Annotated in this window: 22 protein-coding genes; 7 read left to right on the top strand and 15 right to left on the bottom strand. The window is 67.0% G+C overall.

The features are described from left to right. The first annotated feature begins 16 nt into the window (after nucleotides 1-16). Together IU514_RS01030 and IU514_RS01025 are read left to right on the top strand one after the other, a co-directional pair. Nucleotides 17-616 (top strand): VIT1/CCC1 transporter family protein, encoded by a 600-nt coding sequence (locus tag IU514_RS01030; RefSeq protein WP_228760391.1) that lies wholly within the window; start codon nucleotides 17-19, stop codon nucleotides 614-616. A 162-nt stretch (nucleotides 617-778) separates the two neighbouring features. After that, nucleotides 779-1,882 carry an alkene reductase gene (locus IU514_RS01025; RefSeq protein ID WP_194929208.1) on the top strand — a complete coding sequence of 368 codons (1,104 nt, stop codon included), beginning with the start codon at nucleotides 779-781 and terminating at the stop codon, nucleotides 1,880-1,882. 61 nt (nucleotides 1,883-1,943) lie between these two features. On the opposite strand, the gene IU514_RS01020 is transcribed toward IU514_RS01025, so the two are convergent. After that, nucleotides 1,944-2,840, bottom strand: a complete 897-nt coding sequence (locus tag IU514_RS01020) for a LysR family transcriptional regulator (protein ID WP_194929207.1) — start codon at nucleotides 2,838-2,840, stop codon at nucleotides 1,944-1,946. A 209-nt stretch (nucleotides 2,841-3,049) separates the two neighbouring features. On the opposite strand from IU514_RS01020, the gene IU514_RS01015 reads away from it, so the two are divergent. Continuing rightward, nucleotides 3,050-3,976 carry a TIR domain-containing protein gene (locus tag IU514_RS01015; RefSeq protein ID WP_194929206.1) on the top strand — a complete coding sequence of 309 codons (927 nt, stop codon included), beginning with the start codon at nucleotides 3,050-3,052 and terminating at the stop codon, nucleotides 3,974-3,976. Between the two features lie 31 nt (nucleotides 3,977-4,007). Here IU514_RS01015 and IU514_RS01010 read toward each other — a convergent pair whose 3' ends face one another. The 7 genes from IU514_RS01010 to IU514_RS00980 form a co-directional block, all read right to left on the bottom strand. Further along, the gene (locus IU514_RS01010; protein WP_194929205.1) at nucleotides 4,008-5,432 is read right to left on the bottom strand and encodes a nicotinate phosphoribosyltransferase; all 1,425 of its coding nucleotides are present in this window, start codon (nucleotides 5,430-5,432) and stop codon (nucleotides 4,008-4,010) included. Between the two features lie 36 nt (nucleotides 5,433-5,468). Beyond that, entirely contained in the window at nucleotides 5,469-6,476 is a 1,008-nt protein-coding gene (locus IU514_RS01005; RefSeq protein ID WP_194929204.1) for a bestrophin family protein, read from the bottom strand. 40 nt (nucleotides 6,477-6,516) lie between these two features. Then, nucleotides 6,517-7,803: a cytochrome b gene (locus IU514_RS01000; protein WP_194929203.1), complete on the bottom strand. Its 1,287-nt coding sequence runs from the start codon at nucleotides 7,801-7,803 to the stop codon at nucleotides 6,517-6,519. Nucleotides 7,804-7,830: 27 nt separating this feature from the next. Beyond that, on the bottom strand, nucleotides 7,831-8,343 hold the full coding sequence (locus tag IU514_RS00995) for an Ohr family peroxiredoxin (RefSeq protein ID WP_194929202.1): 513 nt from the start codon (nucleotides 8,341-8,343) through the stop codon (nucleotides 7,831-7,833). Nucleotides 8,344-8,374: 31 nt separating this feature from the next. Then, nucleotides 8,375-9,145 (bottom strand): SDR family oxidoreductase, encoded by a 771-nt coding sequence (locus IU514_RS00990; protein WP_194929201.1) that lies wholly within the window; start codon nucleotides 9,143-9,145, stop codon nucleotides 8,375-8,377. A gap of 140 nt (nucleotides 9,146-9,285) precedes the next feature. Further along, nucleotides 9,286-10,329, bottom strand: a complete 1,044-nt coding sequence (locus IU514_RS00985) for a LysR family transcriptional regulator (RefSeq protein WP_194929200.1) — start codon at nucleotides 10,327-10,329, stop codon at nucleotides 9,286-9,288. Continuing rightward, nucleotides 10,326-10,598 carry a sigma factor-like helix-turn-helix DNA-binding protein gene (locus IU514_RS00980; RefSeq protein WP_194929199.1) on the bottom strand — a complete coding sequence of 91 codons (273 nt, stop codon included), beginning with the start codon at nucleotides 10,596-10,598 and terminating at the stop codon, nucleotides 10,326-10,328. Before IU514_RS00980 ends, IU514_RS00985 begins: the two co-directional genes overlap by 4 nt. A gap of 219 nt (nucleotides 10,599-10,817) precedes the next feature. Here IU514_RS00980 and IU514_RS00975 point away from each other — a divergent pair, with 219 nt between their 5' ends. From IU514_RS00975 to IU514_RS00965, 3 genes are read left to right on the top strand one after another with little or no spacing between them, the layout of a single operon-like run. Continuing rightward, on the top strand, nucleotides 10,818-11,297 hold the full coding sequence (locus tag IU514_RS00975; protein ID WP_194929198.1) for a carboxymuconolactone decarboxylase family protein: 480 nt from the start codon (nucleotides 10,818-10,820) through the stop codon (nucleotides 11,295-11,297). 38 nt (nucleotides 11,298-11,335) lie between these two features. After that, complete coding sequence (locus IU514_RS00970; protein ID WP_194929197.1) at nucleotides 11,336-11,749, top strand: cupin domain-containing protein; 414 nt, start codon at nucleotides 11,336-11,338, stop codon at nucleotides 11,747-11,749. A gap of 17 nt (nucleotides 11,750-11,766) precedes the next feature. Then, the gene (locus IU514_RS00965; protein ID WP_194929196.1) at nucleotides 11,767-12,180 is read left to right on the top strand and encodes a cupin domain-containing protein; all 414 of its coding nucleotides are present in this window, start codon (nucleotides 11,767-11,769) and stop codon (nucleotides 12,178-12,180) included. A 79-nt stretch (nucleotides 12,181-12,259) separates the two neighbouring features. Here IU514_RS00965 and IU514_RS00960 read toward each other — a convergent pair whose 3' ends face one another. Then, nucleotides 12,260-12,868, bottom strand: a complete 609-nt coding sequence (locus tag IU514_RS00960; protein WP_324187757.1) for an HD domain-containing protein — start codon at nucleotides 12,866-12,868, stop codon at nucleotides 12,260-12,262. 556 nt (nucleotides 12,869-13,424) lie between these two features. Here IU514_RS00960 and IU514_RS00955 point away from each other — a divergent pair. Further along, on the top strand, nucleotides 13,425-14,246 hold the full coding sequence (locus IU514_RS00955; protein ID WP_194929194.1) for an alpha/beta fold hydrolase: 822 nt from the start codon (nucleotides 13,425-13,427) through the stop codon (nucleotides 14,244-14,246). Between the two features lie 112 nt (nucleotides 14,247-14,358). On the opposite strand, the gene IU514_RS00950 is transcribed toward IU514_RS00955, so the two are convergent. The 6 genes from IU514_RS00950 to IU514_RS00925 all read right to left on the bottom strand — a co-directional run bounded on the left by IU514_RS00950 (nucleotide 14,359) and on the right by IU514_RS00925 (nucleotide 22,891). Beyond that, nucleotides 14,359-14,955: an alpha-ketoglutarate-dependent dioxygenase AlkB gene (locus IU514_RS00950; RefSeq protein ID WP_194929193.1), complete on the bottom strand. Its 597-nt coding sequence runs from the start codon at nucleotides 14,953-14,955 to the stop codon at nucleotides 14,359-14,361. Nucleotides 14,956-14,962: 7 nt separating this feature from the next. Beyond that, nucleotides 14,963-18,205: an error-prone DNA polymerase gene (locus tag IU514_RS00945; protein ID WP_194929192.1), complete on the bottom strand. Its 3,243-nt coding sequence runs from the start codon at nucleotides 18,203-18,205 to the stop codon at nucleotides 14,963-14,965. Beyond that, complete coding sequence (locus IU514_RS00940; RefSeq protein ID WP_194929191.1) at nucleotides 18,202-19,620, bottom strand: Y-family DNA polymerase; 1,419 nt, start codon at nucleotides 19,618-19,620, stop codon at nucleotides 18,202-18,204. Before IU514_RS00940 ends, IU514_RS00945 begins: the two co-directional genes overlap by 4 nt. A 9-nt stretch (nucleotides 19,621-19,629) precedes the next feature. Then, complete coding sequence (gene imuA / locus IU514_RS00935; protein ID WP_194929190.1) at nucleotides 19,630-20,256, bottom strand: translesion DNA synthesis-associated protein ImuA; 627 nt, start codon at nucleotides 20,254-20,256, stop codon at nucleotides 19,630-19,632. A 1-nt stretch (nucleotide 20,257) separates the two neighbouring features. Then, nucleotides 20,258-20,866: a transcriptional repressor LexA gene (lexA, locus tag IU514_RS00930; protein WP_194929189.1), complete on the bottom strand. Its 609-nt coding sequence runs from the start codon at nucleotides 20,864-20,866 to the stop codon at nucleotides 20,258-20,260. A gap of 168 nt (nucleotides 20,867-21,034) precedes the next feature. Continuing rightward, nucleotides 21,035-22,891, bottom strand: coding sequence for a S8 family peptidase (locus IU514_RS00925; protein WP_194929188.1), 1,857 nt, complete (start codon nucleotides 22,889-22,891; stop codon nucleotides 21,035-21,037). Nucleotides 22,892-22,947: the final 56 nt, after the last annotated feature.

Raw genomic sequence — 22,947 nt, 5'->3', positions numbered from 1 at the left:
CCGCATCGCCGAGGCCATGCTCGGGCTGATCATGGCACTCACGTTCACGGGCTCGCTCAGCGTGGCCGATGCGGGCCGCAACGACGTGCGCGCGATGCTGATCGGCGCACTCGGATGCAACCTTGCATGGGGGATCATCGACGGAATCATCTACGTGATGATCACCCATGCCGCCCGCAGCAGCGAACGCAAGCAGCTCCACATGCTGCGCCGAACCACCGATGCAGCGCATGCCCGCAGCCTGCTGGCCGAACTGTTGCCCGGCGACGTTGCCGCGGCGCTCACGGCCGACGAACTGGATACGATCCATCGGCGCCTGGCAGGCAGCACCGGGCGCCCCCCGGAGGTAACTCGCCTTGCGATGAGCGACCTGCTGGGAGGCCTGGCAGTCTGCCTGCTGGTGTTCCTCAGCACCTTCCCCATCGCGATTCCCTTTCTGCTGATGGATTCAGTCGCACCCGCCATGCGGACCTCGAACATCATCGCGATCACCATGCTGTTCGTCGCCGGCGTCGCCTACGGGCGCGCCACCGGGCTGCGCCCTTGGCTCGTCGGACTGTCGATGGTGCTGCTGGGATGCGTGCTCGTCGCCATCACCATCGCGCTCGGCGGTTAGGGGCTCCTTGCAGATCGTGGCGTCTTCGACCGGCGTGGCGCAGGCCACGCGCCGCAACCTCAGACGTCATATACGTCCTGCGAATAACTGCAATACAACAAATAAACTGGATACATACCATCGGCGTACGCATGCTTTGGCCACCCCACCAAGGAGCCGACCATGTCAGCCGCCAACCTCTTCTCGCCCACGACGCTGGGAGCGATCGAAGTCAGCAACCGCATCGCGATGGCGCCGCTCACGCGCTCGCGCGCCGGCAGCGATGGCGTCCACACGCCACTCGCGGCCGAGTATTACCGCCAGCGCGCTTCGGCAGGCCTGATCATCACCGAGGCCACCAACATCTCGCGCCAGGGCCGCGGCTATGCGTTCACGCCCGGCATCCACACCGACGCGCAGACAGAAGCCTGGGCGCGCGTCACCGAGGCCGTCCATGCCGAAGGCGGCAAGATCGTCATGCAGCTGTGGCATGTCGGACGCATGTCGCATGAAAGCCTGCAGGAGAACGGTGCCGCGCCGGTTGCACCTTCCGCGATCCCGGCCGGCGGCAACGTGTTCATCGAGAACGGCTTTGCACCTCCGACGCCGCCTCGCGCGCTCGAGCTGCACGAGATCGGCGGCGTCATCGACGATTACCGCAATGCCGCGCGCCGGGCCAGGGAAGCGGGCTTCGACGGCGTCGAAGTGCATGCCGCCAACGGTTACCTGCTGGAGCAGTTCCTGCGCGACAGCACCAACCATCGGCAGGATCGCTATGGCGGTTCCATCGAGAATCGCGCCCGCTTCCCGCTCGAAGTCGTCGAAGCCGTTTCCGCCGTGTGGGGCGCGGATCGCGTCGGTCTCCGCCTCTCGCCGCTGTCCACGGCCATCGGCGACACCCCGCTCGACAGCACGCCGATGGAAACGCATGCCTACCTGGCCCGCCGGCTCGGTGAGATGAACCTCGCCTACCTGCATCTCGTCGAGGGACAGCTGCACGACGGCAACGGCGCGGATGCCTTCGACTTCCAGGCGCTGCGCGACGCCTTCGGCGGCAAGTACATCGCCAACAACGGCTATGGCCGGCAGACGGCGATCGACGCCGTGGCTTCGGGGCACGCCGACATGATCGCGTTCGGCAAGCCGTTCATCGGCAATCCGGATCTGGTCGAACGCCTGCGCCGCAATGCGCCGTTGTTCGAAGCACCGCCGTCCGCGTTCTTCGGCGGAGGCGCGGAGGGCTATACCTGGTTCCCGGAGACACTCGCTCTTTCCACCGCGGCGTAATCCCCATACGCCGGTCACCTCCGTGATGCCGCCCTCGGGCGGCCTCACGGTTCACCAGCTGTCAGAGCCCGCTCGCCACTTCGCTGACCAGCGAGCGCAGCCACTGGTGTGCTGGGTCGTGCCGGTAGCGTACATGCCAGGCCATCTCCACCGGGAACGTACCGAGGTCGGCGGGCGCAGGCACCACCTTCAGCCGCGGATCGTTCGCAAGCCGCCGGCAGATGAGGCTCGGCAAGGTCGCGCAATAGTCCGTGACCGCGACCATTTCCGGGATCGCGAGGAAATGCGTGACCGAGACGGCGACCTCGCGTCGCAATCCCTGCCGCTCCAGCGCCTGGAACAGACCCACGCGCAAGCGGCCGGGCGGCAGCACGTTCACGTGCTTGAGCTGTTCGTACTGCTGCTTCGACATGCGCTTGTTGACCACCGGGTGATCGGCCCGTACGACGCACGCCAGGCTGTCGTCCATCAGGTGCTGCACGACCAGGTTGTCTGGCGGATCGTTCACGCGGCCGAGCACCATCGCGGTCACCCCGGAGATGACGCCGGTGTCCGCCAGATCCGCGCCGTAGGGCGTGAGGCGAAGCCGGATTCCCGGCGCACGCTCGCGCAGCCGCGCCACCAGGCTGGGCACGAGGACGAACTCGACATAACTGTTGGGCGCGATGGTGACCAGCCGCTCTGCCCTGGCCGGATCGAAACCCTGTTGGCCCAGGACCAGCTCGTCGAGACTCGCCAATGCCGCCGCGACCACCGGCGCGAGTTCCTCGGCCTTCTGGGTGGGCTGCATGCCGTAGCGTTCGCGGATGAAGAGCGGGTCCTTCAGCATGTCGCGCAGGCGCGCGAGCGCGTTCGACAAGGCGGGCTGCGTGATGCCCAGCCGCTCGGCGGCACGGGTCACGCTGCGCTCCTCCATCAGCGTGAGAAAGACGGGCAGCAGGTTCAGGTCGTAACGCACCGGGCACCGGTTCTGGAATGACTGGAGCGCGATGAATAGATCAGCTGAATGTAACGGCGCGTGAGGGCGCGGCCCGCATGCCGCGCCGCGCGTACGCACGAGGGCGCTCGCCCACGCGGGTGCATCCGGGATTCCATTAAGCTAGGCCGGCACATGCGGAGTTCGTGCCCCGGCACGGACGCGGTCGTACCGGCTGTCGGGAGAAAAGGATGGACAAGCCCCGCATCTTCCTGGGCTCATCGGCGAAGCAGACCAAGCTCCTGCAATCACTGACGCGCGGCCTCGAAGACGTCGCGCACGTGGAGCCCTGGACCGCTTCGTTCAATCCGGGCACCACGACGCTGGAACGGCTCCTCGAACTCACGCGCGAGGTCGACTTCGCGGCGTTCGTGTTCGCCCAGGACGACTGGACCAGCAACAGCCCGGCACTGACCGAACCCGGAACCGCGCAAGCGTCTCCGCGCGACAACGTCGTCTTCGAGGCCGGCCTGTTCGGCGGCGTGCTCGGCATGCGCCGCACGTTCATCCTCCATGCGAATGGCGCCAAGCTTCCCAGCGACCTGCTCGGCCTCACCTGCATCCGTTATGGAGACGCACTGACGGCGACCGAGACGAGAGCCATCAACCTGAAGCTGCGCAAGGCGATCGAAAGCGAAGCCAGCGTCGCCAGCATCGAGGGACAGTGGTGGCAGTTCTCGCTGACGGAGCGCAGTGCCGGGGAGCCTTCGGCCGTGAGCCTGATGCGTATCTCGCGCAACCGCGAAGGAACCCTGGAACTCACCGGCCGCTCATGGCAATCCGACGGCGCACTGTGCGCGCGTTACTGGAGCGAAGCGAGCAGGGACATCAAGAACCCGTCGGGCATCTTCTACTACTGGAGGGGCGAACGGCCGCGCGATCCGAACGCGCCGCAACTGGAGGGCACGGGAGACATCCGGATCGAGTCCGCCAGTCGCGCCGCCGGCGTCTTCACGACCTTCCCGAGCGGCCAGTCCGGCATCGCCGCGCGTACCTCGGGCGTGTACCTGCGCGCCGAGCCCGAGCATGTGGTCATCCTGGACGGACTCGATGATGGCAAGCGCGCCGAGCTGATCGCCGACCGCCTGCGGATGTGGGAGTCCATCCGGAACGCGTGAGACCCTCGTGCGGCGCAGCTCGTCGACTGCGCTAGAGCCGGTTGCCGTCGGCGCGCTTGCGGACCTCGGCAAACGTCCAGTCGTGGACGAGCCGCCCGTTCTCCCAGACCGTCACCATCGCATCGTCGTAGCCCTGCGGCCTGACCACGTCGGCCAGCGACTCTGCTTCGGGCGGCACCGGTACGGTCTGGAACGTGCCGAACTCACGGTGTCGCAGCAGGGTCATGCGGCCACGCTTGCTCTGCTTGCCCTTGTCGGTGATCGGGTCCTTGTAGACATCGATCCAGCGACCGTCGATGCGGGCCGCCGAGCATTTGAGCGCGAACTTCTGCGTGTCGCGGTTGAGCTGCTGCAACAAGCCTCCGCCCATGCCGAAGGCCAGGTTGTCGATGGAGTAACCCGCGCTGGTCGCGCGCTCGAGGATCGCGCGGATGCTGTTCGGGTTGATCCCGTCCCCCTGGATCAGGCGGACGTGGTTCAGCACCTTGTAGCCCTTGCCGTTCACGGCGTGGCCGAAAGCCTCATCGAGCAGCACCAGGCATTTGTGCACCACGTCCACCGGATCGCCGGAGTCTGGGCGCACCACCAGCGTCGCGCCCGAGCGGATGACCTCTTCGCGCAGCGTCCTGCCCCAGTGCTCGCTGATCGCGTGATAGATGTCGTAGCTGTCCGAGACGACCGCGACGACGGAGCCCGGCTTAGCGAATCGCCGCAGCATGTTGCGGTAGGCCTCGACCTCGTTCTCGCGGCCCCAGCTGGTGATCGTGCTGTGCTCGGCCGCGGGAATCGAGAATCCCGCCATCGGCTCGTGGTAGTACGCGCGCGCCGCCAGCACGCCCGACACGGTGTCGGTGCCCATGAAGTTGACGAGGTGCGCCGAACCACCGAGCGCGGCCGACTCGGCACTGGACACGCCGCGTGCGCCGAAATCGTGCAGCTTGAACGGCAACTGCCCGGCGGGATCGTCACTGGTGCGCTCGAGGAATTGCCGGATCGTCTGCTTGGCGTGCCAGCTGATCGTCGCCACCGTGACCGGGTACCACAGGCGCAGCAGCATGGTTTCGAGATAGGACGGCACCCAGTACGCATCGGGATCGGTCGATTCGATCGTCACCAGCGCCTGGTGCGTCGGGACGACGGTCCCTTCCGGCACGGCGCGGATGCGGATCGGCACGAGCCCGTCATGCCGGTCGACGATGTAGCGCCAGCCGGCCTCATTGAACGGTTCGCCATGGGCGGCGAAGAAATCGCGCGCCTCATCGACATCGGCATGCGAGATCGGCCTGGCCAGGTATTCCTTGAGGATGGCCTGCAGGCCGTAGAACAGCGTGCGGTCGTACAGACCGCCGCGCGACTCGACGTAGAAGAACGTCGCATCGGTACCCGGCGGATACTGCAGCCAATGGCTGGCCTTGTAGCTGTCGGTATTGAGCAGCAGGTTGCGGAGGCACTGCATGGCGTCGATGGCTTCCTTGGGCAATATCGGGGCGGTTCAAACAGCGATGTCGCCTTCCAGTCCGGCAGGTGCGGGCACGTTGGCTTCGCCGAGCATCTCTCTAAGCTCCGCCTCGATCTCCTCGCAGATGTGGGAGATCGGAACGTCGTTGGCACCGCCTTCGAACGGGTTCTCGGTGCTCTCGCCAACCTGGTCCAGCGAGGTGTACATCCAGGAGATGAGCAGGCTCAGCGGAACGCTCAGCCAGACCATGTTGCCCTTGGCCCAGCCATCGACGACTTCGTTCAGGCGTTCGAACTCGCCGATCATGCTGAAAGGAAGCAGGAAACACAGGATCTTCACGAACAGCGAGTTGATGAAGGCATGCTGGCGGGGGAACGGGAAGTCCTTGATGCGCTCGCTGTTGCTCTGGTGATCGAAGAGCCGGCGCACCGTCGCCTGCAGTTCGCCGCCCTGCGAGGCCGTGAGGGTTCCGTCGGCCAGCAGCTTGCTCACCTCCCAGCTTTGCAGCACGAGCACCCGCAAGGCCCGGGTATGCGACGTCAGCACCTGCGCTGCTTCCGCTGGGGAGAGATAGCGCTCCAGCTCGGACTCGAGCGGCCGCTCGCGCTCGGGAATGGCGTACCGGCGCTGGTACTCGACGTTCTCCGCGCGGTCCATGGTTTCCCAGGCCTTCACGTCGCGCATCTGGTAGCGCAGCGCGGTGAGCCAGGCGAAATGGCGATACACCAGCTGGCGGGCGCGCTCCGGATCCGCGACGTAGTCCCGGCACATCGCACCCCACACACGGCTGCTGCTCACGATCGATGCCCAGACCTGCTGCGCCTCCTGCAGGCGGTTGTAGGCCTGCGCATTCTTGAAACCGGCGGACAGCGCGACCGACGCGCCCAGCAGGAACACGATGCCCCACGGGATCGCCAGCCACTTGAATCCGGCCAGCTGGTAGAGCGCGACGGGCGCGACACTCAGCACCACGAGCACGTAGATCGTGCGTCGCGTCCACACCAGGAACTCCGGGAGCCTGTACGACTTTCCGATGTGCATGACCGCTCTCCTGCCGTCGCCTCGCGGCCTCGGGCAGCGACTACGTCACCCGCTCGGGCACCGGCCTGGTACGTTCGATACCGAACCGCGTGTAGACCCATGTGAAGGCGAAAAAGCCGAAGTAACCCGCCAGCAGGACCCGGCCGATCCAGTTCTCGATCAGGTTGACGTCGATGCCGCTACCGAACAGGCGCGACAGCAGGGGCGCCACCGCGCCGATGCCCACGGCGCCCAGCAGGACGAACGACACGACGAACACGCCGAGCGCGGCTTTGTAGCCGAATCTTCGGTACCGGACCGACTTGACCTTGCCGCGGTCCAGCCACGGCAGCAGGAACAGCGCGATGATGGCGAGGAACATCACCACCACACCCATCACCTTGTCCGGGATGACACGCAACATCGCGTAGTACGGCGTGAAGTACCACACCGGCTTGATGTGCTCCGGCGTGACCAGCGGATTGGCCTCGGTGAAGTTGTCGTGTTCCAGGAACAGACCGCCCACCGTCGGCGCGAAGAAGATAAGGAACGCGGCCACCAGCACGAAGACCGACGTGCTGAGCAGGTCCTCGACCGAGTAATAGGGATGGAACGGGATGCCGTCCAGCGGCTTTCCATCGCTGCCGGTCTTGTCCTTGATCTCGATGCCGTCCGGATTGTTCGAGCCCACCTCATGCAGCGCCAGGATGTGCACGGCCACCAGCAGCAACAGGACCAGCGGCAGCGCGATGACGTGCAGCGCGAAGAAGCGGTTGATCGTGGCGTCCGCGGGCACGTAGTCGCCCATGATCCAGTGCGACAGGCCATCGCCGACGATAGGGATTGCGCCGAACAGCGAGATGATCACCTTGGCGCCCCAGAACGACATCTGGCCCCACGGCAACACATAGCCCATGAAGGCTTCGGCCATCAGCACGAGGTAGATCGACATGCCGAGGACCCACACCAGCTCGCGCGGCCGCTTGTAGGAGCCGTACATCAGGCCACGGAACATGTGCAGGTAGATCACGACGAAGAACAGCGACGCGCCGGTGGAGTGCATGTAGCGGATCAGCCAGCCCCACTCCACGTCGCGCATGATGTACTCGACCGACGAGAACGCCTCGGCCGCGGACGGCTTGAAGTGCATCGCCAGGAAGATGCCGGTGACCAGCTGGTTGACCAGCGCCACCCCGGCCAGTGCGCCGAACAGGTACCAGATGTTGAAGTTCTTCGGCGCGTAGTAGCGGCTGGTGTGCGCCGCCACGAACGAGACCACCGGCAACCGGTCCTCGACCCAGGCCAGCAGCCTGTTGCGGGGCGTGATGCGTTCGATCTTGAGGGTCATTGCGTGTCTCCTCGCCGCATGCAGCGGTCAGGAAGGTGTCTCGTGCTCGTGCGCCACCGCCACCACGTGGTCGATGCCGTGACGGAACATCTTTGCGTAGGGGCAGACGCGTTCGGTGTTGCGGACCAGCTCGGCAGCCAGCGCGCGGTCGACGCCGGGAAGGCTGACGCGGATGTCGGCCGACAGCAGGAACAGTCCGTCCATGGGATCGCGCGCGAACGTCACCGCGGCGTCCACGACGACGTCCCGGAGCTCCACGCCGGCGCGGTTCGCCAGCAGCATCAATGCGCCATGGAAGCAGGCGGCGTAGCCCGCCGCGAGCAGTTGCTCCGGGTTGCTGCCTCCGCCGGGACCACCGAGCTCGGTCGGCATCCGCAGGTTCACGTCGAGCGCGCCATCGTCCGACTTCACCACGCCCGAAGCGCGCCCGTGTCCCGCTTCGCCTCCGGTCACGCGCACGCGGCCGGTGTAAAGAGCGAGGGCGTCCTCGCCGTAATACCTGTCCAGCAGGTTGGCCGGTGGTGGCAGCAGCGGGCTCATGGGCACACGGGGTCCTTGTCGACTTCCTCGCCTATGCCCTCGCCGCGAAGCGGGCGTACTCGGACTGGGCCAGCCAGCGTTCGAAGTCCAGCGCGCCGCGCCAGCCCGCCTTCTCAGGCACCAGCGTGTCTTCCTGCAGTTCGGAGCCGAAGTAGCGCGCGTGCACGTCGCCGACGACTTCGCGCGGATCCTGGATGATCTGCAGGAACCGCTGCGCGAGGTCGGACATCGGCATGCGGTCCGGTCCTGCGATCTCGACGATGCCGTTGGCCGGCGCCTGCAAGGCCAGGCGTGCAACCGCATCGGCGACGTCCTCCGATGCGATGGGCTGCACCAGTGCCGGCGACAGGCGAACCGTCGCACCCTCGGTACCCGCCTGGATGATGCCCGGCAGGAACTCGAAGAACTGCGTCGAGTGCACGACGGTGAACGGGATACCGGAGTTGCGGATCAGCTGCTCCTGCTCGACCTTGGCGCGGAAGTAGCCGTTGTCCGGCAACTTCTCGACGCCGACAATGGACAGCGCCAGATGGTGGCGGACGCCCGCCTTGGCTTCCGCGCCCAGCACGTTGCGGCCGGCCGTCCGGAAGAAGTCCATGGCTGCTTCCGGCTCGAAAGACGGTGAATTGGCCAGGTCGATGACGGTGTCGGTGCCTGTCATCGCGGCATTGAGCCCTTCACCGCTGATGACGTCGATTCCGGTCGAAGGCGCGGCGGCCAGCGCCTCGTGACCGAGGCCGCGCAGGCGCGATACCACTTTGCTGCCGATCAGGCCGGTACCGCCGATGACGACGAATTTCATGTTCCACCTCTGTTTGTTGGGATGCACCGGCGCTCTTAATGCAGCCGGGCGTACTGGTAACGATGCTAGGAGTGCGGCATTGCCCGTTGTAGCCATGCGTCCGGATGCACGGTGTTTCCTGTTGCGCACCAATGGCGCGGTCAGTCCGCGGCGAGAACGAGGCAGTCGCTCCGCATGGCGGCAACCGGCTCGGCGGCCTCGAGGATGCGGGTCATCTCGGTGGCGCAGTCCAGGTGCAACGCGCGGACGTGCGCGGTGATGAAGTCGATGAAGACGCGGATGCGCTTGGGCAGCTGCCGCCGGCTGAGATAACACAGGTAGTGCCCGCGGTCGTCGGGCGCGAACTGGCCCAGGCACGACACCAGCGTGCCGTTGCGCAGTGCATCGCACACCTGGAACCCCGGCATCTGCGCCAGGCCCTCTCCGTCCAGAACGGTCTGCATCATCAGGTCGTCGTCGTTGAGGACGATGTCGCCCTGCGGCGCGATGCTGTGAGGGCGGCCGTCGATGTGGAAATCCCAGCTGGCCAGGCGTCCATTCGCCAGCCTTCGATTGATGCACGCATGCTCCTGGAGGGCTTCGACCGAGGTTGGCAGCCCGTTCCGGCGCGCGTAGTCGGGCGAGGCGCAAACCAGCATCTGCATGGGCACGATCTGCTTGGCGATCACCTGGCTGTCGTCCAGACGGCCGTCACGGAAGGCCACGTCGATGCGGTCGCCGGCCAGGTCGGGGGCACGCTCGTCCAGCATCAGCTCGATGCCGATGCCGGGGTAACGCATGTGGAACTCGCGCATCAGCGGCGCGATGACCTTGCGGCCGAAGCCGTGCGTGGCGCTGATCCGCAACTGCCCGCGCGGCGGCCCGTCGCGGAGGTCGCGCATCTCTTCCAGCGCCTGCAGGATGCGGTCGACACCGGGACGGCAGTTCTCAAAAAACAACTCCCCTTCGGGAGTGAGCGACGTGGAACGGGTCGTTCGGGAGAACAGGCGCGCACCCAGTTGTCCTTCCAGTTTCTGCACGCTCCGGCTGACCGCCGAGCGGCCAACGCCAAGGCGGTCCGCGGCTCGCGCGAAGCTGCCTTCGGTGGCGACCGCGATGAACGCCATGACGCCGGCGTAGCTGGCGGAGAAACTGGAGGTCAACGCATCCTGGCGCTCCGTCGGAATCTGGATCATTGCATTCATTTCGATCGTGCCTTTGCTTGCCTGCCCGGCGGCCGCATGCGGGCCAGCGCATGTTGCCGGGCGTACTCGACGTGGAGGCGACAGGTGTCCACCGGCTGACCGATCAGCCTGGCGATGTCGTCGTAACTGGCCTCGAAGATCTCGTGCAGCAGGAACGCCGCGCGGGCGTCCGGCGCAAGCGTGTCCAGCGCGGCCATGAACTCGAACCAAATGCGTTCGGCGTTCGGGACCATGACCCGGATCTCGTGGTCGTCCTTGGGTGTCGTCATGAACCAAGGACGTTCCAGTGACCCCGGTTGTGACAGGCTCCCGTGTCAGCCCGTCGTGACGGCTGGTCCGGCGGCGGGCCGACACCGCCATTGGTGCGCCGCGCTCAACACCGCGCGTCCGGCGAGCGATCTACCGACATGGTGCGACGGCGCCTAGATTGCCCCGCAGCCGGCGGCGCCATGCCACCCAGCCCTCCCCATCAGCACGGAGAATCCGTCATGAGTCAACGTCTCGATTACCAGCAGCAATCCCCGGAACTGATCAAGAAGTTCGTGGAGTTCAGCCTGCTTACCAAGAAACTGTCGATCGAGAAGTCGATCATCCACCTGGTCGACATGCGCGCCTCGCAGCTCAACGGCTGCGCATTCTGCGTGGACATGCACGTGAAGGAAGCGGTCATCCACGGCGAGCGTCCGCTTCGGCTGCACCACGTCGCGGTGTGGCGCGAGTCCCCGCTATTCAGCCCCCGTGAACGCGCCTGCCTGGCGTGGACCGAGGTACTCACGCAACTGCCGCCGCACGGCGTGCCGGACGACGTCTACGAAGAAGTGCGATCGCAACTGTCGGAGAAGGAAATCGTCGACCTGACGGGCGTGATCGTTGCGATCAACGGCTGGAACCGGATCAGCGTGGGCTTCCGCTCCGTGCCTGGCTCCGCCGACAAGTTCTACGGCCTCGACAAGGCCGGGCTGTCCTGAGCCGAGCCGTCGTCACCACACCTCCACAGGAGACACCCATGCGCATTCACCTTTCGCTGAGCCTGCTCGCGCTGCTGTGCTCGGGCACGGCCATGGCCCACGGTCCAGAAGGCCACGACGCACCTCCCCCCGTCGTCAAGCCGGTGATGACCCAGCCCTTGCCCGACTATCCCGGCAAGGAAGGCCTGCTTCTCACCGTCGACTACCCGCCGGGCGGCTCTTCCCCGCTCCATCACCATGACGCATACGCCTTCGTCTACGTGCTCGAGGGCTCCGTCGTGATGGCGGTGCAAGGCGGCCAGGAGGTCACGTTGACGCCGGGGCAAAGCTGGAGCGAGAAGCCGGGCGACGTGCATACGGTTTCGCGCAATGCCAGCCAGACGAAGCCCGCGAAGTTTGTCGTGTTCATGCTGAAGGATGCCGGCAAGCCTGCGGTGATCCCGGGCCCCTGAGCGATTGGAGTCAACCGATGCGTATTCACCATTTGCTGAGCCTGGCGACCCTGATGTGGTCGGGCACGCTTGCGGCCCATGGCCTGCAGGGCAACGACGCCCCTCCCCCCGTCGTCACGCCGGTCATGACCCAAGCGCTGCCCGACCATCCCGGCAAGGAAATGCTGATGCTCAAGGTCGAGTACCCGCCCGGTGGCGCCGATCCGGTCCACCGCCACGATGCACACGGATTCATCTATGTGCTCGAAGGCTCGATCGTCATGGGCGTGGCCGGCGGCAAGGAGGTCACGTTGACGCCGGGACAGAGCTTCCACGAAGGTCCCGACGACGTGCACACGGTCGGGCGCAACGCCAGCAAGGACAAGCCAGCGAAGTTCCTCGTGTATCTGCTGAAGGATGCGGGCAAGCCCGCATTGATCCTGGCGCCTTGACCGTCCAGTGAGGCACCAGGCGGGACATGCGTCCTCCTGGTGCCACTCACCAGCTTGCGGCGGGAATCGATCCGCGCGCCTACTCTTCGAATGGCGCGTCCAGCAGAACGTCGACCATCGACGGTGCGCGATAGCCCGGCACGTACCGCTCGCCGAAGTCGCGTGCGAAGTTGTCGTAGGTGGTCTCCGGACGCCGCTCGCAGATGCCGCAGACCGCCTTCGTGAAACGCTGCTTCATGTCGAGACGCGGGAACTCCGCGACGATCTGTTCGATCTGCCCGGATGGCACGCTGTCGTAACCCCAACCGCCCCAGTCGAGCCCGACTCCCAGCGTGCAAAGCGCCGCTTCGGCCTCCTTGTGCAGGCAGATCGACGGCGTCGAGTTGAGCGCGATGCTGTCCCAGACCAGCTGGGCCCGGCGCTCGTCGACGCCGAGTCCGCGGACGAACTCCCGTGCCGCGTTGGCGCCTTCCACTTCGAACCGCAACTTGCCGGCCATCGAATCCGACAGGCCGATGTCGTGCAACAGCGCGGATACCGCCAGCACCTCGGCGTCGTACGGCTCGTCCTTCTGCCCGGCGAGATACGCCGCGAAGAGCCAAGATCGCATCACGTGGTTGAACAGATATGGCTCCGAGTGTTCGCGCGCAAACTCGATCGCGCGCGTCACCAGCGGGGTATCAGGCACCGTGATTCCTGCCAGTACACGCACAGGAAAATCCGTGGCGGCACCGGGTCGCGACGAATCGGAAGGAATGCTGCTAGACGATGACATGGGAAATCTCCGTTCGGATGGGCGCCGTCGGCACGACGCACGGCGACATCCCCAGGACGTCGACGAATCGATCGTAGTCCGGCACCTCTGATCGCGGTAGCGCCGACACGGGTGCACCGTGTTGCCTTCGCAGAACCAATGTCCTTGCCGCCGCATTGATGCACGACGGTCAACAGCGTGCGCACGCTCCCGCGCCTACCGTCGTACGCAACGGAAACCTATGTTGAGAAGCACGGCAAAGCTGTTCTGCCTTCATTCCTTCCTGACTCCACATACCTCCGCAATGCGCAAGCTCCTCTTCGGCAAGCTTTCGAAGCGAGCCATCGCTTCCCCCAGGCCTATCGATACCACCCGCCGCCAATGCCTTGTCTGGAGCATGAGCGCCGCGGCGATGGCCGCCTTTCCCCTGCCCGCGAGCCATGCCGCGGGCAACAGCCAATCCCCCACCCGCTCCGCGAGGAACCGCAACATGAAAACGATCGCCACCAAAGACGGTACCGAGATCTTCTACAAGGACTGGGGCTCGGGTCTGCCGATCGTGTTCCACCACGGCTGGCCGCTTTCCAGCGACGACTGGGATGCGCAGATGCTGTTCTTCCTCGAACAGGGCTACCGCGTCATCGCGCACGACCGGCGCGGCCACGGCCGTTCCAGCCAGACCGCCACCGGCAACGACATGGACACCTACGCCGCCGACGTCGCCGAACTTGCGGCGCATCTGGACCTGCGCGACGCCATCCATGTCGGCCATTCGACCGGCGGCGGCGAGGCTACCCGTTATGTCGCCCGACATGGGGCGGGCCGCGTCGCCAAGCTCGTGCTCATCGGCGCGGTGCCGCCACTGATGGTGAAGACCGCCGCCAATCCTGGCGGGCAGCCGCGCGAAGTGTTCGATGGCCTCCGGAAAGAGTTGGCGGCCAACCGCTCCGGCTTCTACTGGAACGTTCCGGTGCCGTTCTACGGATTCAACCGCCCCGGTACGCCGCTCGTCGAGCCGGTGCGGATGAACTGGTGGCGCCAGGCGATGATGGGCGGCGCGAAGGCGCAGTACGACTGCATCGAGGCGTTCTCGGCTACCGACTTCACCGAGGACCTGAAGCGCATCGACGTGCCGACGCTGGTGATGCATGGCGACGACGACCAGATCGTGCCGATTGCGGACTCGGCCATGCTCTCGTCCAAACTGCTCCGCAAGGCCACGTTGAAAGTCTATGAAGGCTTACCGCACGGCATGTGCACCACTCATGCCGACGTGATCAACCGCGACCTGCTGGCTTTCATTCGCGGCTGAGCCAGCTGAAGCGCTTGCTCGCGCATGAAGGAACCGCCTGGCGGCCATTCGGCCGCCAGCGCGGTGGTGTGCGATTGCGCTCGGCTGAGCCGCAGGGCTGCGTTGCTGGCAATCAATGATCCGGCCTGACCCGGAACACCACGCTGATGCGGGGTCCCTGCACATGGCGGCTTTTCGGAATGCCATGCTCGTGCGTCAGTTGCGACGCATGGCTCATGCTCAGCAGGCTGCCGGGCGCCAGGTCCACCGCCAGCGTGGTGCGTGCACCACGGTTGGCACGAACCAGCATGCGGCGCGGCGCTCCCAGCGACACCAGCGTGATCGGATGTCCCCGCTGCAGCGTGTGGAGCTTGTCGTGGTGCATCGCCACGCTGTCCGCACCATCGCGGTAGAGGTTCATGCCGATCCGGTTGTAGGGTGCCGGCACGCACTCGCGGACGCGCTGCAGGATATCGGCCAATGGCAGGTCGGCGGGCAACGCGTCGGTCGCGTAGTTCGCCAGCAATCGGGGGACGTCCACGATGCGGTCGTACATTGGCCGCTGCAGGTGCGTCCAGGCGGCACCCGCATGCAGTGCATCGAACCATGCCCGCGCCGTGTAATTGTCGACGAAGCGCGGCCAATAGCGCACGCCGCCTTCGGCATCGTCCACCAGCGTCACGCAGTCCGGCGCGAACAAGTCGTCGGTCAGGGCTGGCAAGGCGTGCATGGCGGGCTCAATGGAAATCGCGTGAACTGGTCTGCAGTTCGCCCAGCAGGTGGCTCATGTCCTGCAGGTCGCGCGCGATCAGGTGCTGCACGCCGTCCACGTGTTCCCAGCGTCCGCGCACGGCCAGCAGCCGCGCACCGAGCAATGCCTTGCGGCGCCGCAACGCCACGTCCGGCCACACCACCACGTTGACCATGCCGTGTTCGTCCTCCAGCGTGACGAAGATCGTGCCGCTGGCCGTGGCCGGCCGCTGGCGCTGGGTGACAATGCCTGCGGCATGGACGCCACGACCATGCGGCAGATCGCGAAGCTGGCGCGAATCCATCACGCGTTCGCGCTGCAGCCGCGCACGCAGCAGCGACAGGGGATGCGCACGCAGCGTCAGGCCTGTCGCACGGTAATCCGACAACACGTCCTCGCCCGCGCTCGGCGCCGGCAGGAGGATGGCGTCTTCGTCGGGACTGTCTGGCAGCAACGGGCGCTGGCGTTCGATGCCGGCCACCGCCCAGCGCGCGGCATGGCGATGACCGGCGAGTGCCTGCAGGGCGCCGGCTTCAGCCAGTACATGGCGCGCCTTCTCATCCAGTCCGGCGCGCAACGACAGATCACGCACATCGAGGAACGGGCGTTGCGCGCGCGCCACGACGATGCCCTGCCCCATCGCTTCGGACAGGCCCGCCACCTGCCGCAGCCCCAGCCGGACCGCCGCCTGCCCGCCGTCGTCCACGCCGCGTCGTGCATGGCCACCTTCCAGCGCGTTGTCCCAGTCGCTGCAGGTCACGTCGACCGGCCGGACCTCCACGCCCACGCGCCCGCCCTTGCCGCGGCGTGCGTCCTGCACGATCTGGCTGGGTGAGTAGAACCCCATCGGCTGTGCGTTGAGCAGCGCGCAGGCGAAGGCCGCCGGCTCGTGCCGTTTCAACCAGCAGCTGATGTAGACCAGCTTGGCGAACGACGCCGCGTGGCTCTGCGGAAAGCCGTAGGAACCAAATCCCTTGATCTGTTCGAAAATCTGGTCGATGAACTCCGACGCGTAGCCCTTGGCTTCCATCAGCTGGCGGATGCGCGCCCGGTGCGGTTCCATGTCGCCGCCCTGCCGCCAGGCCGCCATCGAACGGCGCAGGTTGTCGGCTTCGTGAGGCTGGTAGCCGGCATGGATCACCAGTTCCATCACCTGTTCCTGGAACAGCGGAATGCCCAGCGTCTTGCCGAGGATTTCCTCGATGCCTTCGGAGGGATACACCACCGCCTCCTTGCCCTGCCGGCGCCGCAGGTACGGATGCACCATGCCGCCCTGGATCGGACCGGGCCGCACGATGGCCACCTCCACCACGAGGTCGTAGAAATCCTTCGGCTTCAGCCGCGGCAGCATGCTCATCTGCGCGCGCGATTCGATCTGGAACACGCCCACCGTGTCGGCAGCCTGGATCATCTCGTAGGTCGGCGAGTCGCCTGCAGGCAACTGTGCAAGGTCGATGCGGTAACCGCGGCTCCGTTCGACCAGGTCCACCGCCTTGCGGATGCAGGTCAGCATGCCCAGCGCCAGGCAGTCGACCTTCAGCAGCTTCATCGTCTCCAGGTCGTCCTTGTCCCACTGGATGATGGTGCGGTCCTGCATCGCCGCGTTCTCCACCGGCACCACCGTGCTCAGTGGCGCGTCGCTGATGACGAAACCACCGACGTGCTGCGACAGGTGGCGCGGGTGGTCCCGTAGCTGCGCCGTCACGGCCAGCACGCGCGCGATCAACGGATTGTCCGGATCGAAACCGGCCTCGCCCAGGCGCTGCTCCATCGGCGCATCGCCATTCCCCCAGCCGTAGCATTCGGCCAGGAGCGCCACCTGGTCCGGCGGCAATCCGAACGCCTTGGCCACGTCGCGCACTGCGCTCTTGCCGCGATAACGGATGACGGTGGCGGCCAGCGCCGCGCGTTCCCGGCCGTACTTGTTGTAGACGTACTGCAGCACTTCCTCGCGCCGCTCGTGCTCGAAATCGACATCGATGTCGGGCGGCTCGTTGCGCTCCTTCGACAGGAAGCGCGCCATCAGCAACCGGCTTTCCGCCGGGTTCACGACGGTGATGCCCAGCGCGAAGCACACCGCCGAGTTGGCGGACGAGCCACGCCCCTGGCACAGGATGCTGCGCGACCTGGCGAAACGAACGATGTCGTCGACGGTGAGGAAGAACGCTTCGTACTTCAGGTCGGCGATCAGCGCCAGTTCGCCGTCGATCTGTGCGGCAATCTTCGGCGGCACGCCTTCGGGCCAGCGCTCGCGCATGCCGGCTTCGGTCAGGGCACGCAACCAGGTGGTGGGCGTATGCCCAGCCGGCACGAGTTCGGCCGGATAGTCGTAACGCACGTCGTCCATCGTGAACGTGCAGCGCCGTGCCAACTGAACGGCTGCTTCCAGCAGAGGGGCCGGATAGATGTTGCCCAGTGCACGGCGCGTGCGCAGGTGGCGCTCGCCGTTGCGGAACAGGTGCTCGCCGCAGTCTGCCAACGCCTTGCCGTGGCGGATCGCCGTCATCGTGTCCTGCAGTACGCGCTGGCGGCGCACGTCCATGTGCACGTCGCCGGCGGCTACCGGCGTCATCCCGAGTTGCGCCGACAGGGCCAGCAAGGCGTGCGTACGTGCCTCGTCGTCCTGTTCGCGGTGCAGTTCGATCGCCAGGCACGCACGCGAGCCCAGCAGGCCGCGCAGCCATTGCCCTTCTGCGGCATCGGGAGCGCAGCCTGGAACCCACAACGCAGACACGCCCGGCATCGCATCGCGCAGCACGGTCTCCATGTCCGCTCGTGACAATCGATACGCCCCCTTCTGAGCGGCGCGGCGTGCCACGGTGATCAGCTGGCACAGCTGCGCGTAGCCGGCATGCGTTTCCACCAGCAACACGCATTTCAAGCCGCAGGTCAGGGTGAACTCGCTGCCGACGATCAGCCTAACTCCAGTGGCACGCGACGCTTCCAGGGCGCGCACGATGCCGGCCAGCGAACACTCATCGGTGATCGCCAGGGCTTCGTAGCCGCAGCGATGCGCGCGGGCGAACAGCTCTTCCGCGCTGGCCGCCCCGCGCAGGAAGGAAAAGTCGGACAGGCAATGCAGCTCGGCGTATGCCGGCAACGCATCGTCCACGACGGCATCGTCGTTGGCCGCCCGCAGGCCCAATCGGTGAGCCACTTCCCAGGCGCGCGGCGGCCGGCCACCCGGCGTCTCGCGATCCACGCCATCGACGGCATCGTCCCAGCTCATGCAAACCACCCGTGCAGCATCCAGCCATCACGTTCACCCGCCGGCGTGAATGCCCAAGCGTGCTGGCCCCGCGCCGTTTCCAGCACGTAGTAGTCGCGCCGCGCGTCGTCGCCGTCCCACCAGCCGCTTTCCAGCCGCTCAGGACCCGACACGATGCGCGGATGGGGATCGCGCAACGGCACCGGCTGCGGCAGCAGCCACAGCGGACGCGGTGGACGTGCCGGTGCATCGCCGATGCATGCGTCGCCGCCGTCCACGCGCCGCCAGGCACGCTCGGGGCGAGGGTCGCCGGCGGGAGCGACGCGGTACACCGCGTCGTCGCCCAGTCGCGCGCGCAGGCGCTCGCGTAACTGTGGCCACGGCAAGGACTGCTGCGCGCGTACATCGAACAGGTCACGCGAGGCCGGAACAAACGGCGGCAGTTCGCGTGCCAGCAAACGCAACGCCACCACCGGTTTGGGGATCTGCACGCGCTCCAGCCGGTTGCGGGTCAGTTCGAACAGCATCGCCGGCTCGCGCTCCGCGGCCAGCAGGCCCACGTCCACGTCGGTATGCGCGCCTTCGTGCTCGAGCCGCAGCACGAAGCGCTGCACGCCGCCATCGCGGATGGACAGGTACGTGCACAGGTCGCCGATCATCCTGCGCAGCGGGAACAACAACGCGGTATGACTTTCGACTTCATAGCCGAGCTCCACCCGGGCATCGAAATGGTCCGGCGGCGCGTAGTACGACAGCGCGTCGTCCGCCGTGCCGTACAGGCGGTCCAGGTGCTCCAGCAGTTCCAGTCCGAAGCGGCGTCGCACGCTGTCGCGCGGCAACCCGCGCAGCGTGCGCAGGTCGCGGATGCCCATGCGATGCAGCCGCTCACCCGTGCCTTCGGGCAGCACCGCACGGCGCACCGGCACCTTGTCCAGCAATTCCTGCATGGCACCGGACTGGGACACCGCCAGGCCATCGCGCAGCCCGGCCAGGACGCGTGCGGCGCGCGGCGTCGGCGCCATCGCGATGCGATGCACGAACCCCAGCGCAGCGAGTTCTTCGCGCAACCGCGCCTCGATGCGTGGCCACGGCCCCAGCAACTGGAAGCTCGCGCGCACTTCCAGCACCAGGCAGCCGGGCCACTGCGCACTGACCAGCGAACTGTGGCGATACGCCCAAGCCGCGAGGAAACGTTGCCAGCGCGCTTCGGCCTGCGCGTCGTGTTCGACCATCGCGAAGTCCTGCAGCAACGCGAGCGCCGCGGTCAGGCGCATGCCGGCTTTCAGGCCGGCGTGCGCGGCGGCAGGGTTCACGGCATGCAGCGTACGCAGTTGCGCCGATCCACCGACCAGCGCGAGCGGCGCGTCGGGATCAGGCTGGCGCCGGAGGACGGCATCCAGCGCCAGTTGCGGCAGCAGTACACAGGCCCAGAGCATGCGCGCACCTCAACCCGCACCCAGGGCGAAGGACTGCGCGGGTGCGTGCCCACCGCGGCATTTGCGCACGTACCAGGCGCCGGCACTGTGCGTGTCGCCGGCGTATTCCACGCGCAAGGCCGCCGGCGAAGGATTGGCTGCATGCCTGCGGTCGCGCAGCGCGAAACCCAGGCAGTCGCCGCTGTCGGCGGCCACCTGCAGGCGGCGCAGTGCCGGCGCGTCGGCCTGCACGGGCCAGCCGACCACGGCCGCACACGCCCCGCTGCGCAGGCATTGTTCGAATGCCCACAGCGCATCGCGCGGCGCCGCATCGATGATTTCCAGTGCGCACAGATCCACGCCGGCCGCCTGCCAGGCCGGTGCGTACGGCACGTACGGCGGCGCGATCAACGCCACCGTGCCGCCGGCCTGCGTCATCCGCGCCAGCGTGGGAAGCAGCAGCGCGAGTTCTCCCACGCCATCGGCGGGCAGCAACAGTTCGGTCAACGCGCGGCGCGGCCAGCCACGTTGCGGCAGCAGGGCATCGAAAGCGGCGTGGCCGCTGGGCTCGCCGTCAGCGGCGATGGCAGCGGTGCGGCCGGCATGCCACAGCGTCTGCGCAGCCAACAGGCGGTCGATGGGAACCACGGCGCCCATGTCAGCCCTGCCGGACCAGGCCGCAGTACACGCCTTCGATGGCGAAGTCCTGTCCGGCTTCCACGACGATGGGCGCGTGCGCGGGATTGCGCGGCAACAGGCGGATGCGACGGCGGTCGCGCTGCAGGCGCTTGATGGTGAGTTCGCCATCGACACGCGCCACGACGGTCTGACCATCGCGCGCATCGGCGGTGCGATGCACGCCGACCAGGTCGCCGTCGAGGATGCCGTCGTCGATCATCGAATCGCCCTGCACCTTCAACAGGTAATCGGGCGTGGGTGAGAACAGCCGACGGTCCAGCCACAACTGCTGGTCCAGGCCGATGTCCGCGCCGATCGGCTGGCCGGCCGCCACCCGGCCCAGCACCGGCAATGGCAACAGATCGGCGGTTCCTCCGGGCAGGCGCAGGCCGCGCTTCTGACCCGGCACCAGTTCGACCAGGCCATCGGCCACCAGCGCCTGGACGTGCTTCTGCGCGGCGTTGCGCGAGGCAAAACCAAAGGCCTGGGCGATTTCGGCCAGGCTGGGCGCTCGCCCGGCGGCCAGTTCCCGGCGGAGGAAGGCCAGGACGGCGGCGCGCTGCGGCGGCAGGGTGTCGAAGGGATCCATAGGTGTACATTTGTACACCTTGGCGTCGCACGAGGCGAGACTTTTCCGACAGGCGAAGCCACGAAAAACTGAATGCGCAAGCCGCGGGCTGTCGACGGACACACATGAAAAAAAGGGAGGCGATCGCTCGCCTCCCTTTCCCCGATGACCGGAGGACGAATCCGGCGATCAGTACACGGCCATCACCGAGACGCCGCTGAAGCCGGTCTCGCCGACCACCAGCAGGTAGTACGTGCCCGCCGCCGGACGGGTGATCAGCACGGTCTCGCCGTTGCCGGCCTTGGCCGACTTGCGGTCGTAGCTGCTCGTGGTCGGGACGCGGTCGAACGCGGTGTACAGCGAAACATCGCCGGTGCCGCCGTACGTGCGCAGATTGAGGCTGGTCTTGCCGGCCGGAACGACGATCTTGTACAGGATCGCGTCGCCGGGGCCGCCGGTCTGGTTCGGCAACGCGATGCGGTTGTCGAGCAGCGTGCCCTGGTCGGCGGGGATGTCCTGCGTCGCGGCGGCGACAGCCGCGGCGGCATTGACGATGCCCGAACCGATCGGCGTGCTCACCGGCGGCGTCACCGGGAACGCGGTCGACGTCGTGCGCAGCAGCGTCTTCACCTGCGCCGGCGTCAGTGCCGGCTTGCCTGCGGCGACGGCGGCGCTCTGCATCAACGCCACCACGCCGGCCACGTGCGGGCTCGCCATCGAGGTGCCCATCATGCCGGTCAGGCGGTCGCCGGCGGGACTGGCTTCCGGCGTCTGCGCGCCTGCATTGCCGAGTGACCACACCGCGCCGTAATCCGGTGCGATGCCGTTGTAGTCGCCACCCGGCGCGGCCACGGCGACGGTCGCGCCGTAGTTCGAGTAGCTGGCGCGCGCGCCGGTCTTGCCGGTGGCGCCGACGGTGATCACGCCCTTGCAGCTGGCGGGCGAGAAGAACGCGGCGTCGTAGTTGGAGTTGCCGGCAGCGACGACCACCGTCACGCCGCGGCTCACCGCACCGTCGATGGCGGCCTGCGTCACCGGATCGTCGCTGCACTTGCTCCCGCCACCCAGGCTCATGTTGATCACTTCGGCCGGGTTGGCGTTGTCCGGCACGCCGTCGACGTGACCGCCCGAGGACCAGGTGATCGCATCGGCGATGTCGGACGTGTAACCGCCGCCATGGCCGAGCACGCGCACCGGCTGCACCTTCGCGTTGAACGCGACGCCGGCAACACCCAGCGCATTGTTGGTCATCGCCGCGACGGTGCCGGCGACGTGCGTGCCGTGGAAGGAGCTCTCGCCGCTGCCGAGCCAGTCGCCCGGATCGTGCGCATCGGCGTCCCGGCCGTCGCCGTCACCGGAGACTTCGGTGTCGATGATGAAGTCGTAGCCGGGCACGATGTTGGCGTTGAGATCGGCATGGTCCAGATAGCCGGTGTCGAGCACGGCCACCACCACGCCCCCGCCGGTCGAGGCGTCCCACGCCTGCGGCATGCGGATGCCCGCGCTGGCATCGTGGTAGTGCCACTGCAGGTCGGCGTAGCGCGTGTCGTTCGGCGTGAAGTCGGTGTGCTGGCGCAGGTAGTCCGGTTGGGCGAACTCGACCGACGGATCGCTGCGAAGCTGCGCGAGCAGCGCATCGGCTTCGGCCTGGTTGAGGCCGCGCGACAGGCGTACGACGTCGGCGCCGACGGCCATGCGGCGCACGTGCTGCACGCCGAGCACGGTGGCGACGCCATTACTGCCCGCCTTGAGTCCGGCTACGCCGGCACGCATGGCGGCGGCGTTGACTGCGCTGGTCACCATGGTCTGGCTGCTGCGCGTGGTGCCGGCGTTGTACTTGACGATGAAACGGTCGAAGTTGGACTGCGGCGTCGCAGCGGCCACCTGGCCGCCAGCGGCGAGAACGCCCTTCGAAGCAGCATGGGCGGACGTCGCCAGCGTGGCCGGCGCCGCACCGATCGTGCGGTCGGCGGCATAGGCAAACAGCGAAACCAGCACGGCAGCGCCGAGGGTGCCGGCGCAAAGATTACGGGTGGTCTTCTTCATCTCTCTCTCCGGTGGAACTTGTAGGTGCGAGGAAGCGGTGGGGCCGCTTCGGGGGA

The sequence above is a fragment of the Lysobacter niastensis genome (assembly GCF_015453285.1).
Classification (GTDB): domain Bacteria; phylum Pseudomonadota; class Gammaproteobacteria; order Xanthomonadales; family Xanthomonadaceae; genus Lysobacter_J; species Lysobacter_J niastensis.
This window is presented reverse-complemented; position numbering and strand designations above follow the sequence as displayed.

Excerpts from the sequence above, each read along its gene's own strand:
- IU514_RS01030 (WP_228760391.1), top strand. The coding sequence starts at position 17 with ATGCTCGGGCTGATCATGGCACTCACGTTCACGGGCTCGCTCAGCGTG.
- IU514_RS01025 (WP_194929208.1), top strand. The coding sequence starts at position 779 with ATGTCAGCCGCCAACCTCTTCTCGCCCACGACGCTGGGAGCGATCGAA.
- IU514_RS01015 (WP_194929206.1), top strand. The coding sequence starts at position 3,050 with ATGGACAAGCCCCGCATCTTCCTGGGCTCATCGGCGAAGCAGACCAAG.
- IU514_RS01010 (WP_194929205.1), bottom strand. The coding sequence starts at position 5,432 with ATGCAGTGCCTCCGCAACCTGCTGCTCAATACCGACAGCTACAAGGCC.
- IU514_RS01005 (WP_194929204.1), bottom strand. The coding sequence starts at position 6,476 with ATGCACATCGGAAAGTCGTACAGGCTCCCGGAGTTCCTGGTGTGGACG.
- IU514_RS01000 (WP_194929203.1), bottom strand. The coding sequence starts at position 7,803 with ATGACCCTCAAGATCGAACGCATCACGCCCCGCAACAGGCTGCTGGCC.
- IU514_RS00995 (WP_194929202.1), bottom strand. The coding sequence starts at position 8,343 with ATGAGCCCGCTGCTGCCACCACCGGCCAACCTGCTGGACAGGTATTAC.
- IU514_RS00990 (WP_194929201.1), bottom strand. The coding sequence starts at position 9,145 with ATGAAATTCGTCGTCATCGGCGGTACCGGCCTGATCGGCAGCAAAGTG.
- IU514_RS00985 (WP_194929200.1), bottom strand. The coding sequence starts at position 10,329 with ATGAATGCAATGATCCAGATTCCGACGGAGCGCCAGGATGCGTTGACC.
- IU514_RS00980 (WP_194929199.1), bottom strand. The coding sequence starts at position 10,598 with ATGACGACACCCAAGGACGACCACGAGATCCGGGTCATGGTCCCGAAC.
- IU514_RS00975 (WP_194929198.1), top strand. The coding sequence starts at position 10,818 with ATGAGTCAACGTCTCGATTACCAGCAGCAATCCCCGGAACTGATCAAG.
- IU514_RS00970 (WP_194929197.1), top strand. The coding sequence starts at position 11,336 with ATGCGCATTCACCTTTCGCTGAGCCTGCTCGCGCTGCTGTGCTCGGGC.
- IU514_RS00965 (WP_194929196.1), top strand. The coding sequence starts at position 11,767 with ATGCGTATTCACCATTTGCTGAGCCTGGCGACCCTGATGTGGTCGGGC.
- IU514_RS00955 (WP_194929194.1), top strand. The coding sequence starts at position 13,425 with ATGAAAACGATCGCCACCAAAGACGGTACCGAGATCTTCTACAAGGAC.
- IU514_RS00950 (WP_194929193.1), bottom strand. The coding sequence starts at position 14,955 with ATGCACGCCTTGCCAGCCCTGACCGACGACTTGTTCGCGCCGGACTGC.
- IU514_RS00945 (WP_194929192.1), bottom strand. The coding sequence starts at position 18,205 with ATGAGCTGGGACGATGCCGTCGATGGCGTGGATCGCGAGACGCCGGGT.
- IU514_RS00940 (WP_194929191.1), bottom strand. The coding sequence starts at position 19,620 with ATGCTCTGGGCCTGTGTACTGCTGCCGCAACTGGCGCTGGATGCCGTC.
- imuA (WP_194929190.1), bottom strand. The coding sequence starts at position 20,256 with ATGGGCGCCGTGGTTCCCATCGACCGCCTGTTGGCTGCGCAGACGCTG.
- lexA (WP_194929189.1), bottom strand. The coding sequence starts at position 20,866 with ATGGATCCCTTCGACACCCTGCCGCCGCAGCGCGCCGCCGTCCTGGCC.
- IU514_RS00925 (WP_194929188.1), bottom strand. The coding sequence starts at position 22,891 with ATGAAGAAGACCACCCGTAATCTTTGCGCCGGCACCCTCGGCGCTGCC.